General features: G+C 41.8%; 17 protein-coding genes. 4 read left to right on the top strand and 13 right to left on the bottom strand.

Translation table 11 applies throughout. The features are described from left to right. The 6 genes from yqeK to CD004_RS15940 are packed head-to-tail and all read right to left on the bottom strand — an operon-like array spanning position 1 to position 3,944. Positions 1 to 567: a bis(5'-nucleosyl)-tetraphosphatase (symmetrical) YqeK gene (yqeK, locus tag CD004_RS15915; protein ID WP_102263659.1), complete on the bottom strand. Its 567-nt coding sequence runs from the start codon at positions 565 to 567 to the stop codon at positions 1 to 3. Then, on the bottom strand, positions 557 to 1,126 hold the full coding sequence (locus tag CD004_RS15920; RefSeq protein WP_102263660.1) for a nicotinate-nucleotide adenylyltransferase: 570 nt from the start codon (positions 1,124 to 1,126) through the stop codon (positions 557 to 559). Before CD004_RS15920 ends, yqeK begins: the two co-directional genes overlap by 11 nt. Positions 1,127 to 1,144: 18 nt before the next feature. Continuing rightward, on the bottom strand, positions 1,145 to 1,438 hold the full coding sequence (gene yhbY, locus CD004_RS15925) for a ribosome assembly RNA-binding protein YhbY (RefSeq protein ID WP_041965182.1): 294 nt from the start codon (positions 1,436 to 1,438) through the stop codon (positions 1,145 to 1,147). A 3-nt stretch (positions 1,439 to 1,441) separates the two neighbouring features. Continuing rightward, positions 1,442 to 2,272 (bottom strand): shikimate dehydrogenase, encoded by an 831-nt coding sequence (gene aroE / locus CD004_RS15930; protein WP_102263661.1) that lies wholly within the window; start codon positions 2,270 to 2,272, stop codon positions 1,442 to 1,444. Positions 2,273 to 2,321: 49 nt separating this feature from the next. Then, positions 2,322 to 3,425, bottom strand: coding sequence for a ribosome biogenesis GTPase YqeH (gene yqeH, locus CD004_RS15935; RefSeq protein ID WP_102263662.1), 1,104 nt, complete (start codon positions 3,423 to 3,425; stop codon positions 2,322 to 2,324). Positions 3,426 to 3,428: 3 nt separating this feature from the next. After that, positions 3,429 to 3,944, bottom strand: coding sequence for a YqeG family HAD IIIA-type phosphatase (locus tag CD004_RS15940; RefSeq protein ID WP_102265136.1), 516 nt, complete (start codon positions 3,942 to 3,944; stop codon positions 3,429 to 3,431). Positions 3,945 to 4,369: 425 nt separating this feature from the next. On the opposite strand from CD004_RS15940, the gene sda reads away from it, so the two are divergent. Continuing rightward, complete coding sequence (sda, locus tag CD004_RS15945; RefSeq protein ID WP_102265137.1) at positions 4,370 to 4,510, top strand: sporulation histidine kinase inhibitor Sda; 141 nt, start codon at positions 4,370 to 4,372, stop codon at positions 4,508 to 4,510. Between the two features lie 266 nt (positions 4,511 to 4,776). Here sda and CD004_RS15950 read toward each other — a convergent pair whose 3' ends face one another. Continuing rightward, entirely contained in the window at positions 4,777 to 5,565 is a 789-nt protein-coding gene (locus tag CD004_RS15950) for a phosphatidylserine decarboxylase (RefSeq protein WP_102263663.1), read from the bottom strand. Positions 5,566 to 5,754: 189 nt separating this feature from the next. On the opposite strand from CD004_RS15950, the gene pssA reads away from it, so the two are divergent. Further along, on the top strand, positions 5,755 to 6,294 hold the full coding sequence (gene pssA, locus CD004_RS15955; protein WP_102263664.1) for a CDP-diacylglycerol--serine O-phosphatidyltransferase: 540 nt from the start codon (positions 5,755 to 5,757) through the stop codon (positions 6,292 to 6,294). Between the two features lie 133 nt (positions 6,295 to 6,427). On the opposite strand, the gene CD004_RS15960 is transcribed toward pssA, so the two are convergent. Beyond that, entirely contained in the window at positions 6,428 to 8,206 is a 1,779-nt protein-coding gene (locus CD004_RS15960; protein WP_102263665.1) for a M3 family oligoendopeptidase, read from the bottom strand. A gap of 152 nt (positions 8,207 to 8,358) precedes the next feature. Continuing rightward, entirely contained in the window at positions 8,359 to 8,505 is a 147-nt protein-coding gene (locus tag CD004_RS24120) for a hypothetical protein (RefSeq protein ID WP_170029993.1), read from the bottom strand. A 198-nt stretch (positions 8,506 to 8,703) separates the two neighbouring features. Between CD004_RS24120 and CD004_RS15965 the strand changes: the two genes are divergently transcribed. After that, positions 8,704 to 9,375, top strand: a complete 672-nt coding sequence (locus tag CD004_RS15965; RefSeq protein WP_102263666.1) for a response regulator transcription factor — start codon at positions 8,704 to 8,706, stop codon at positions 9,373 to 9,375. A gap of 88 nt (positions 9,376 to 9,463) precedes the next feature. Beyond that, positions 9,464 to 9,820 carry a group I truncated hemoglobin gene (locus CD004_RS15970; protein ID WP_102263667.1) on the top strand — a complete coding sequence of 119 codons (357 nt, stop codon included), beginning with the start codon at positions 9,464 to 9,466 and terminating at the stop codon, positions 9,818 to 9,820. A 33-nt stretch (positions 9,821 to 9,853) separates the two neighbouring features. Here the strand turns inward: CD004_RS15970 and CD004_RS15975 are convergent, their stop codons facing one another. From CD004_RS15975 to CD004_RS15990, 4 genes are all read right to left on the bottom strand, one after another. After that, positions 9,854 to 10,414: a helical membrane plugin domain-containing protein gene (locus CD004_RS15975; protein WP_102263668.1), complete on the bottom strand. Its 561-nt coding sequence runs from the start codon at positions 10,412 to 10,414 to the stop codon at positions 9,854 to 9,856. Positions 10,415 to 10,428: 14 nt separating this feature from the next. Beyond that, on the bottom strand, positions 10,429 to 11,565 hold the full coding sequence (locus CD004_RS15980) for an NAD(P)/FAD-dependent oxidoreductase (protein ID WP_102263669.1): 1,137 nt from the start codon (positions 11,563 to 11,565) through the stop codon (positions 10,429 to 10,431). A gap of 63 nt (positions 11,566 to 11,628) precedes the next feature. Then, entirely contained in the window at positions 11,629 to 11,868 is a 240-nt protein-coding gene (locus CD004_RS15985) for a sulfurtransferase TusA family protein (RefSeq protein ID WP_023627220.1), read from the bottom strand. A 122-nt stretch (positions 11,869 to 11,990) separates the two neighbouring features. Beyond that, the gene (locus CD004_RS15990) at positions 11,991 to 12,392 is read right to left on the bottom strand and encodes a DsrE/DsrF/DrsH-like family protein (protein WP_041965171.1); all 402 of its coding nucleotides are present in this window, start codon (positions 12,390 to 12,392) and stop codon (positions 11,991 to 11,993) included. Between the last annotated feature and the right edge of the window lie 215 nt (positions 12,393 to 12,607).

Raw genomic sequence — 12,607 nt, forward strand, 5'->3', positions numbered from 1 at the left:
TCAACCTCCTGAATTTTGTACGATGCTGTTGTATGCATTAAATGTATCTGGAAAGACCGGCTGGTTTTTCTTCATTAAAAATTGAATTGTATTTTTCATGGATTGGATCAATGCTCTGTCCAAATCATTCTCTGCCAGTTCCCTGACTTCATCCACTCCTGGAAAATGGCGGCCTGGTTCAATGTAATCAGCCAGATAGATGACTTTATCAAGAAGCGTCATGCCAATCCTTCCTGAAGTATGGTAACGGATTGCATCAAGTACTTCCTTGTCGTCGATTCCCGCTTCCTTCTCTGCGAGGAACGCCCCGACTGGCGCATGCCAGAGCTCACTGTTAAACTCAAGCAAGATTGGAGGCATTTTTTGTTCCTCAATGATTTGTCTCATTTCATCCTTCGGGCGAAATTTAGCATAATCATGAAAAATAGCAGCCAGTTCCGCTTTCTTAATATCTGCTCCATAAATCCCGGCCAGCTTGATGGCTGTCTCCATCACGCCAAGAGTATGCTGAAAGCGGTGTTCAGTCAGTTGTGGCTTCACAATCTGAAATGCTTGTTCACGTTCCATATAAACCATGCTCCTCTATATAAACCCTAACCGGATCGGGCAGCAGATAGCGTATGCTTCGGCCGTCCCTCACTCTATCTCTAATCATACTTGAAGAGATATCCATTTGAGGTGTCTCTGCATAAAGAATATCATATGGTGTTTCGGTATTGTATGATGGTCTGCTGACACCCACAAACTTGACCATTTTCAATAATTCATCTATTTTATGCCATTTGGGCAGATATTCAACCATATCTCCGCCAATGATAAAGTGGAAATCGGTTTCTTTATACATATCTTTTAATATTTTCATCGTTTCATACGTATAAGATCGGCCGCTTCTCTCAAGTTCTGCTTTTTCAATCCTGAATTGCTTGTTATCGGCGATAGCAAGCTCGAGCATAGCCAGCCTGTCTGAATGGCTGATGGGCTCATCTACAGTTTTGTGCGGCGGCACCTGATTTGGCATGAACCAAACCTCATCAAGTCCATAAGCATGTAACACTTCATTCGCAATAACTAAATGTCCGGTGTGCGGCGGGTTGAAGGTTCCGCCTAAAATGCCAACTTTTTTCAAACAGGCACCTCCCAGTATTTATCTTGGAAGAACGATTTGCTTATTTTCACGGGACTCTTTATATAAAACAATGGTATTACCGATTACCTGAACAAGCTCTGCTTTTGCACCACGAGAAAGCTGTTCAGCCACAGTATCCCTATCCTCATCACAGTTCTGCAGGATGCTTACCTTAATCAACTCTCTAGCTTCCAGTACATCTGCGATTTGCTTGATCATATTTTCATTTACCCCACCTTTTCCAACTTGAAAAATTGGAGTAAGATGATGGGCTTTCGATCTTAAAAAACGTTTCTGCTTACCTGTTAACATATGTTAACCTCCTAAATTTCTTAAAACATTCATTTCCATTCTATCAACGTCAGGAAAAATCCCTGTCCATATCTCAAAAGCAAGCGCTCCCTGAAAAACAAACATTCCTACACCATTCTGGACAGCAGCTCCCCTTCTGAAAGCTTCCTTTAAAAACTTTGTTTGCAATGGATTATAAATTATATCACTAACTATCGTATTTTGGCTTATGTTTTCAGGAGACAGCGGCAAACTTTCTGTATCAGGCACCATACCAATAGAAGTTGTCTGTATGATTAGCTGATAATCTGCAAGTGACTTTTCAGCAGCTTCCCGGCCAATAATCTTTGATGCCACTTTGAAAGGGCAAGAGTCGACAAGCTCTTCAGCCTTTTCGGGAGTGCGATTATACAGGTCAATTCGCTCAATACCGGCCTGTGCCATCGAAAAGTAAATGGCTCTTGAAGCACCACCTGCACCAATAATCAAAGCTGATCTTGAACCAAGATCAGCAGCCAAATATTCTAGCCCTTTAACAAAGCCAGGGCCATCAGTATTATAGCCTACCAGAAGGCCATTTTCATTCTTGACTGTGTTGACGGCTCCTATTGCCCTTGCCAGAGGATCGACTTTATCCAGGTGAGTGATGATATCTGTCTTATGCGGAATTGTTACATTGAATCCGCTCACACCGAGCGCTTTCAAGCCTTTTACAGCATCCTCAAGATTCCCGTTGCTCACACGGAAAGGCAAATAAACTGCATCGATTCCATAAAGATCAAATAAATCATTATGCATGGCAGGAGACATCGAATGAGCTATAGGATCTCCGATGACACCGAACATTTTTTTCATTACGTCTCCCGCCCCTTCTTTTTGATTTGGTCCTGTTAAACAACGGAACCTAAATAAGTGACCTTCTCAGCATTACATGAACGCCTTTAGGGACATGCGCCGCGATTTTTGCGCCAGCATCATTGACCGTTACCCAGCCAAGCCCTGAAAATACGACATCGGTTTTCGCTTCCTTAATTGTGAACTCATGTCGGACCAGTTCAGGGAATTCATCCATCTGCTCACGCCGCGGCGGTGTCAGAAGTTCACCTGCATGATTCTTATACAGTTCATCCGCTTTTTCAAGCTTTGTTCGGTGAATGTTGATTTCATTCGGCACATAGCATGAAAAAGACCTTCTCCCACCTGATAGATAATCGAAACGAGCCAGCCCGCCGAAAAACAGGGTCTGCTCTTCATTTAATTGGTACACCTTCGGCTTGATTTCTTTTTTAGGAGTGATGAATTTCAAATCACGCTTATCCACGTAGTGCGCCATCTGATGATGGTTGATGATACCCGGTGTATCAACAATCGCTTTTCCGTCCTCAAGCGGTATTTCTATCATATCAAGAGTAGTTCCAGGAAAGTGAGAAGTAGTGATCACATCACCTTCCCCTGTCACTTCCTTGATGATCCTATTGATAAAAGTAGATTTCCCTACATTCGTACAGCCTACAATATAAACATCCTTGCCATTGCGATATTCATCAATTGCCACAGCAGCTTCCCTGATATTATATCCTTTCGCAGCACTGACGAGTGATACATCAATCGGATTGAGTCCCAAATCCCTGGATTCCTTCTTCATCCAGTCGATCAACTTTCGCTGTTTGACCGATTTTGGAACAAGATCAGCTTTGTTGCCGATCAATAAAACTGGATTTTTCCCGGCGAACCGCTGGATCCCTGGCAGCCAGCTCCCATTGAAGTCAAAAATATCAACAATCTTAACAATCAGGGCCTCCCTGCTGCTAAGTTCATTCAATATTTTTAAAAAGTCGTCATCCGTCAGGCTAACATCCTGGATTTCATTATAGTTTTTTAAACGAAAGCATCTCTGGCATACCACAACTTCTTTTTCTAACGAAGAGGCCGGAGCATACCCTAATTCCTCTGGGTTTTCCGTCTGGATTTTCACACCACAGCCTGTACAGTTAAATTGCTCACTCAAATCTTAGTCCTCCCAATTCAGCTTTCCTTTTTTCCTGAACCAATTTAAAATTCTTCTTTCTACTTTTCTGTTGAACCTAGTCACAAACCCATCTGTCTGTGCAACCGGAACAACTAGAATTGTATGGAAGCCGCTTCTGTTGCCGCCAAGTACATCGGTTAAAAGCTGGTCACCGATCACGACCGTTTCTTCTTTTCTCAATCCCATTTGTTTTAATGCTTTATTAAAAGCACGAGTCATCGGTTTTCTCGCCTGAAATATGAATGGTATTTTAAGCGGATCAGAAAATGCCCTGACTCTTTTCTCATTATTATTTGAAACAATTGTTACGAGTATTTCATGTTCCCTCATATTTTCAAACCACTCGATGAGCAGGGGCGTCGCATAGGGACGATCCCACTCAACGAGTGTGTTATCAAGATCTGTTATGATTCCCTTCACACCTTTATCTTTCAGGCTTTCGGGCGTGATTTCAAATATACTTTTCACATGCTGGTCCGGCAAAAAATGCTTTAGCAATTTCATTACACCTCATTAATTAATTTCCTATCATACCGTTAACATCATACCCAATTTTATCCTCGTATTCAAAACAAACATTTAAATGGATAGGAAATAAATAAAAATAAGCGATAAAGGTCGACAAAAACACCACTTATTCGCTTGGCTACAACTTTTTTTAAAATATTCCAAAAAACTTTTCGACAAAATCCAACGATTTCCAATCCTGTGGATAACCTTATTCACATAACACACATTGATTTTATTAATAATTTCCCATTTATAAACAAATTAATCACAGGTTATCCACTGCTAACTGTGGATAATTAGAACAGTTGTTCTCCGTGTTTCATTCTGCTAGAGTAAGGGTAGAACGAAATAACTTACAATTATATGCAATTAGCATCTATTTTAGAAGATCCTTTTGGGGGTGAATGACTGGAATGCGTAAACTGTCGGACGAGCTGTTGATCGAGTCTTATTTTAAAGCAAGAGAATTGAATTTAAGCTATGAGTTTATTCGTTTGATTGAAACGGAAATCCACCGGCGTTCATTATCTAACCGAATTAAAGCCTCATCCTGACAGCCCCTAAAAGGGCTTTTTTTTTGAGTTAAACGTTATTGAAAAGGACAAAAAGCGTAAGCGCTTCGTTCAGCCCCGACTAGCGCTGGAGGGCCTGACAGTGAAGTCGTTCTTTGACTTCATTGTCAGGACCGAAGCGTCTCGAGGGGCTAGGCGCTGGAGCTGGATTAAGAAAACTACTTGTAGTTATCCACACTTAAATAATTTTATAATTTCCCTTAACAACGATAAAGGCACAGATTCAGCCTGTGCCCCTCGCTTTTTATTTAGCCTTGTCCATTTATTGTGCCGATTTTCTCGCCATATTTAATATGATATGGAGGAGCAATTTTCGGCAGCAGGTTAATAGTGTCTTTTTCAAACAGCAAGACTACAGTTGAACCGAAGGTGAAATATGCCATTTGCTCACCTTTATCCACCTTTTGGCCGTCATGGGTGGTTTCGATTGAGTTAACAAACATTGCGCCTACCTTAATAACAGCTGCCATGCCCGCTTTATGCCTGATTTCAGTGATCTTACGGTAGTTTTTAGATAATGGGTAGTTTCCATATTTCAATCCCATTTTATTGACAGGGTACGACTTTAAGCCCAAAGTCCATTGATTGATTACCTCACCAGTTACAGGGCTGTGAATTTGATGGTAGTGGCTTGGGCTCAAATAAAAGATCATATAAGTACCCTGCTCGTACCTCGCCATTGCTTCATCACTTCCGAGCATCTCAGAAATAGAATAAACCTTTCCCTTTACCAGGATCGTTTTATCAGCCTCGATTTGTCCAACCTCTTCGATTACTGAATCTACTGGACTAACAACTGAAAAAGGATCCTCATCTATTCTCCTTGCGCCTTCTTTAAGGTTCCTGATGAAAAATTGATGGAGATTTTCATATTCTCCGATTGGTTTCTCCATCTCCTCCTGGTTGATGTTATAAGTTTTAGCAAAAGATGGAATGATTCTTTTGCTGCTCTTGGATTTTGCGAATTTATGCAAAATGGCCGAAGTCCACTTCCCATTTGTCAATTCTATAAGCAAGCGATATATAGATTGGAACAATACTCTTACCTCCGATTATTATTTAAGTGTTTGCACAGATTAACTTTTGTTTTGTGGAAATTAATCTGAACTTTCGAAAACTATTAAAAGAAATCTTTACGAAATAGCATAATCAGCTTAGAATTATATATTATTATATAATAACCTAATGTGCTAGTTCCCTTTTCCGATAATGAGGAGTGAAAATATATGTTTCTGCATGATGTACTCGACTCAACAGTCAAGAAAGTAAAATCCCAGACAGCCAATCTTCTGACATTGGCGAATCTTTCTTTAGGTGGATTCGCGATTATCGTGGCCATTCACGGCAATCTGAACTTAAGCCTCTTATTGATTTTCATCGCCGCCCTTGCTGACAGATTTGACGGCATGGTAGCCAGAAAACTTAATATTGAATCAGAACTTGGAAAGCAGCTTGATTCCATGAGTGATATTATATCATTTGGAGTTGCACCTGCATTATTAATCTATCAGGGAATTTTATCCGATTTCGGTGCTCCTGGAGCCTTCTTCATCGTTTTTTATATAGGCTGTGGCGCCTTCCGCCTTGCACGATTCAATATCACCGAGAATTGCGGGTATTTCACAGGTTTGCCAATCACAGCAGCAGGAGTGCTGGCAACGCTAAGCTTCCTGGCCATCCCCCATGTTGCACCTCAGACATTCCTGTTCATTATGATGACTCTTAGTCTGCTGATGGTCAGTCCATTCAAACTGAGAAAAGTATAAAAACCCAGCCTGAATGGCTGGGTTTTCTCATGTATAATTATTCCGCAAGACTTGCCTTTGTCTGGCCCTCCTTGCTTCAAAGGCAAAAGGAATCTTGTTCGCCAGCTTTCCCTACCTTCATAATCAGCAGTAACTACTCTGTCAATGCCATAAATTCTTCGACATCCTCAACACACATGCGAACTGCTTTTTCCCAGAAATCCTTTTTTGTGAGATCGACGTTCAGGTGTTTTTGCGCCAGGTCCTCGACTGTCATAGAAGCCGAATCCTTTAACAGAGCGATATATTTTTCTTCATATCCTTTCCCTTCCTCCTGGGCCATTGCATAAATGCCAAGGGAGAATAAGTAGCCGAATGTATACGGGAAGTTATAAAACGGCACTCCGGTAATAAAGAAGTGCAGTTTCGAAGCCCAGAATAACGGGTGATACTCATCTAGTGCTCCTCCGTATGCTTCGGTTTGTGCATTTTCCATCAATTCACCCAGTCTTTCAGCGTTGACAACTCCTTGCTTGCGCTCTTCATAGAATTTCGTCTCAAAAAGGAACCTGGAATGAATATTCATCAATAGCGCGACCGACCGCTGAATTTTATCCTCTAACAGACTGAGCTTCTCTTCTTTCGATTTCGCATTTTTTACAGAAGCGTCAGAAACAATCATTTCAGCAAATGTAGAGGCAGTTTCAGCAACGTTCATCGCATAATTACGATTCAGCAAGTGTAAATCCCTCATAGCATATGTGTGGAACCCATGTCCAAGCTCGTGAGCCAGTGTGGAGACATTGGATGGTGTTCCTGAGTAGGTCATAAATATTCGGGATTGGCTGCTCTCCGGAAAGAAAGTATGGAATCCTCCAGGAGCTTTTCCAGGACGATCTTCCGCTTCAATCCACTTATTTTCAAACGCCATTTTCGCAAAGTCGGCCATTTCCTTGCCAAATTGCTCGAAGTTATCAACGATGAAATCTGCCCCTTCCTGATAGGACATTTTTGATTCCGTACTGCCAATTGGCGCATCCAAATCATACCAACTTAGCTTATCAACTCCAAGCAGCTTCGCTTTACGATTCAGGAACTGTACAAATGGCTCCTTATTTTCAGAGATGACTTCCCACATGGCATCAAGAGTTTCTTTTTTCATCCTATTAATATCAAGCGGCTCTTTCAACACATCGTCCCAGCCGCGAAGCTTATAGACATTCAATCGAAAGCCTGCAAGGTGGTTCAGGGTCTTTGCGTAGGCATCCTCATTCTCTCCCCAGGCTTTTTCCCATTGAGCAAAAATTTCCTTCCGTACAGAGCGGTCAGCATCAGAGAGCTTATTAGCTGCCTGGCCGACAGATAAACTTTCCTCTTTATAATTAATTTTCGTATTGCCAACAAGAAGGTCATACATTTGGCCCCAGCCATGATAGCCATCTACACTCAAGGCATTGATTGCGGATTCCTCTTTTTCTGATAGCTTTTCCGCAGCCCGATCGCGACGCTCTGTCAGTACAAAACGCAACTCATGCAACAGACCTTCCTGGACAAGCTCCTCCCAGACATTCTCCGAAAAGCTGGATAGCTTCTGGTCAAAGATCGTCAGCGCCGTTTGCAATGATGCACTCAATTCTGTAACGGCCGATTTTAATTGGCCAGCTTTTTTATCACCAGTATTCTGAGCATGCAAACAGCTTACAAAAGCCCCTGCCTGCCTTACCTTCCTGGCTGCTCCATCAAACATTTCAACAAGACTTGCCAGCCTCCCAGCATCGCTTTTCTTGTCAGCTGGCTGCCAGTCCTCAAGTTCCTTCTTAAATTGTGTGATCTCCTCACCTGCAGCCTTTAGGTGCGCAGCGAAATCAGGAGAAGCACTTCCTCCTTCAAAAAATACGTCTAAGTCCCAGACTTCTGAGTATGTATTGGACATTGATTAGTTCCCCCTTTTTTTCTATTTTTTATTATAATGTTATTTTTCTAAAATTTCTATTTTTTCAAACGTTTTTCTGAACTAGTGATGGGAAACAAATTATCAGGGCAGGAAAAAGGTTTATCCTGTTTTAGGATAAACCTTTGTGCCTTCTATCCGTAAAAATACCACCATCCGCCAAAGATCAGGACGATGACCAGCAGGATGATGAACAGTGCAAACCATACACCACTTCCTCCGTAATATCCCGGATAACCTCCATAGGGCGCACCGTATGGTGGATAGTAACCGTAAGGCATACTTTCACACTCCTTTTCTGTATCCTATTATCACTTTATGGGATTCTGTCCATTTTGGTTTGGGCTTTTTGCGAACCTTTTTAAAAATCAATAAAGAAAAAAAGTCCCAAAATGATATGTGAAATTTATTATAAGTGCACGGTTTTTCCAAACTTTTCGTGTAAGATAAACTCAAGAATATTTTCAAGGGGTTTTTATATGGCCACGATTTTGTTAGTAGATGATGAAACGCGTATGCTTGATTTGCTTGCGCTTTATTTAACACCAGCAGGATATAAATGCATTAAAAGAACTTCCGGCAATGAGGCCATCAGCTTCCTGGAGGATAACCATGCTGATCTCGTGCTGCTTGATGTCATGATGCCCGAGCTGGATGGCTGGGAGACATGCAGTGAAATTCGCAGGCATTGGGATATTCCCGTCATCATGCTTACTGCCAGGAGTGAGAAGCCAGACGTTGTCAGAGGCTTAAAAATTGGAGCTGATGACTATATAACCAAGCCTTTTGATGAGGGTGAATTAATTGCTAGAATCGAAGCAGTGCTTCGGAGACAATCTGTCAAAAGTCACCTTCTCGATTTTAATGGCTTGAAGCTTAACACGGATTCCTATGATGTACAGTATAATGGCATTTTGATTCCCCTCACACCTAAGGAGTTTGCCCTGCTCAGCCTGTTTTTGCAAAACATTAATAAGGTTTTCACAAGGGAACACTTAATTTCAACCATATGGGGATACGGTGTCGATACAGAAGACCGTACGATTGATTCACATGTAAGGAACCTTAGGGATAAACTTCGTAAATCCGGTTTTGCGGTGGACGATTATTTGTCTACTGTTTGGGGCGTGGGCTATAAATGGATTGATTAAATTCTTGTTTTTGCTCGATAAGGTTTCATTCATAATCCTTTGGATAAGAGAAATAATAGTTACGTTAACTAGATAGGAGGAATATAGAATGGAAACTTTATACGACCGTCTAGGTGGAAAAGACGCCATTTCAAAAGTAGTTGATGTTTTTTACAAAAAGGTTCTAGCAGATGAAACAGTCAATAAGTTTTTCGAGGAAACGGACATGGAAAAACAGCGCAGGCATCAATCCTTGTTTATCAGCTGGGCATTGGGCGGACCAAACCAATATTCCGGAAGAAGCATGGAGCTCGCGCATAAAGGCATGAACCTGAATGATGAGCACTTTGGCGCCATCGCCAATCACCTTGCTGCTAGCCTAAGGGAATTCAATGTATCGGAAGAAGACATCAATGAAGTACTGGAGAAACTGACAGGCATGAAGAATGATATTCTGCATAAATAATCAATAAAAGGAGAGGGATAGTCCCCTCTCCTTTTATTTATTCAATTGTTTCGGCAGGTTTTGCAGGAAGGAGATCATTAATGTCATGCCTTCCCTTGTTTCTCTCTGCGTGACAGCCTTCATCAGCTGCATAGATGATAACGGTTCTTTATCCTTTGTTTCCTCTTGAGCATTATGGAACGCAGTAAGCATACCGTCCACCAGATCAATGGCACCAAGCTGAACGAAGGAATCTGCAAGTTCTACACCTTTAATAGCCTTTTCAGCCATGTCGGTAACCATAGGCCCTGTCATAGCCCCCTTCATGGCTGCAGCCATATCAGCGAGCTGCAAAAGTGATTTAAGAACACCGGTTTCTTCCATGCGTTTTACTTCCATTAAAGTACGCTCGAGGTTCTCAGCCACCTCAGGAAGGGCTTTTAATAAGGAAAGCGTTTCAGGCTGAAGCAAATCATCGGCCATCTCGACCATCTTTACGCCTGTTTCGGCAATCGTCGAGACCATTTCACCGGTTACCGCATTCATGGCTGCATCGGTGAAGCCGACGAGTTTATGTTGTTCTTTTTCTTGAGCTTGAGGTGTCTCTGTAGCCATCTCAACCACCCCTTCTATAAAATCCCTTTGGCATTTAACCAGTAAAGCTCATTGTATACTGCTTTGAACCAATGCAGCAGGTCTGAAGTTTCTGCTGGCTGTGGCGGGTTGTTGTAGTCAAATGTAATCATACTCGCATCTTCAAGGCTGTTTTCAAGGAAGCAAGCTACCTTGCCATTGTATACAGCTGTTTCCGGGCGCCCAGTCAATCTGCTGATGATATTGGCAACAAGTGATTCAGATTGGTAGTGTGCAGTTGAACCAGCTTTGCTGATTGGAAGGTTCGTAGCGTCACCAATTACGTACACATCATCCTGGCCAATCATTTTCAATGTTGTACGATTTGTTGGAATGAAGCCGGACTCATCTCCAATACCAGAATCCATCACTGCTTTAGCGCCAGTATGGGCTGGGATCGTAATCAGCATGTCATATTCGTGTTCCGATCCATCCATTGTGATGGCCACCTTGCGCTTTGGATCCACTTCTTCAAGATTGAAGAATGTTTCGTATTTGATATCGCGCTTTTCAAACTGCGGAAGTCCCCATTCTGCAACCGGAACCAATGAATGGATACGTCCGATAGGATAAGCGTATTTGATTTCGATATCCTTGCGTCTGCCATTCTTGCGGTAATAGTCATCAAGCATTAGAGCTAGCTCTAGCGGAGCTGCAGGACATTTATGCGGCACATCGATCGTGATCAGGATTCTTCCTTTTTCCATCGCTGCAAGATCATCGCGCAGGCGTTCTGCACCATCAAGTGTATAGAAATTGTGCGCTCCTTCTCTTAAACCAGGTACACTGTCGAGGTCAGGGTGTGATCCAGTTGCAATGACAAGATAGTCATATTGATACTGCTTCTTTCCTTTGACCATTTTCTTCTCGACATCGATTTTTTCGACATCATCATATACAAGGTTTACATGTCGATGAACAAGAGTTTCCTGCTTTCTGATGAAGTGCTCAGATGGCTTTTCATTGAAAGCGATGAATAAGTACCCTGGCTGGTAGATATGCTTTTCTGTATTGGAAATCAAAGTGACTTCGACTTCACGCTTCTTGATTTCTTCCCCAAGCTGGCGGGCTAATCTGTTTGCGACCATTGTTCCCGCGCTGCCGGCACCAAGAATAACAATTTTCTTTGTCATTTGGTCCACACCTCTTTATTGGATTCTTTGATGAAGGCTGTTATCTGAACAAACAGCAATCACTTACTTTACCTTTTTAACCGCGATCTTGAATTCATCGCCTTCATTTTCGAGGTAGGCAATTTCGTGGCCCATTTTGTTTACCCATTCAGGGATATCGACTGCTGAACCTTTATCAGTAGAAAGGACTTCCACGACATCGCCAACTTGTGCTGTCTTGATTCCTTTTACCAATTCCATTAGCGGTCCAGGGCAATATGCTCCTCTTGCATCGATTGATTTAGTTACTTGTACTTCACTCATGATTTTTTCCTCCTATATAGTTAAATTTTGTGTTAAAATGAGAAAAGATTTTTTATTTTTGCATGAAGGGGAAAAAGTTTGAAAGGCCTGCACGCCATATCACTTTTTCCTGCTTCTGCAGCTTACATTGTAATAACTGTTGCACCTTGAGTCATACCAAGGAATTTTGTAACCCCGATTACTCCATCAAATACATCAATCATGTCTTCTTCTTGCCAATCCATGATGTCCATCGCTAGTGCGCATCCGTAAATATTAAGCTCTCCCATATCTTTACCTTCCTGTAAAAGTGAATCGAACAATGGGATCTTCTTAGCCAGCATTTCCTTGCCAATAGTTCCAGTGATGAAATCAGTAGTTTCAAAGCTGTCTTTGCGGAAAGATTTCAATGCGTTCATTGTGACGAATACATTCACAGTCATGCCTGACATTGATGCAACTGACCCTACAAGTGCTCCTGCATGCAGCTTTTCAAGATCTTCCGATAATAAAATGACCGCTAAAGATGGTGCTTGCTGTTCCATAATTTATTTCCTCCTAATAAATTCGAATGATTTACCTTACACTTGAATTATACCTATACCCCTATGTCTATGTCTGTTTCTTTTATGTGAACGTTCTTAGTCTAAATAGTGACAAAACAAGGTGTTCACAGAATTAACTATTGATTTTTCAAATGATTATTCTGGATTAAATTCCCAAAACAAAATATTTAATTGGACAGACACAATCCACCCCT

This window comes from Mesobacillus jeotgali, assembly GCF_002874535.1.
GTDB classification, from domain to species: domain Bacteria; phylum Bacillota; class Bacilli; order Bacillales; family Cytobacillaceae; genus Mesobacillus; species Mesobacillus jeotgali.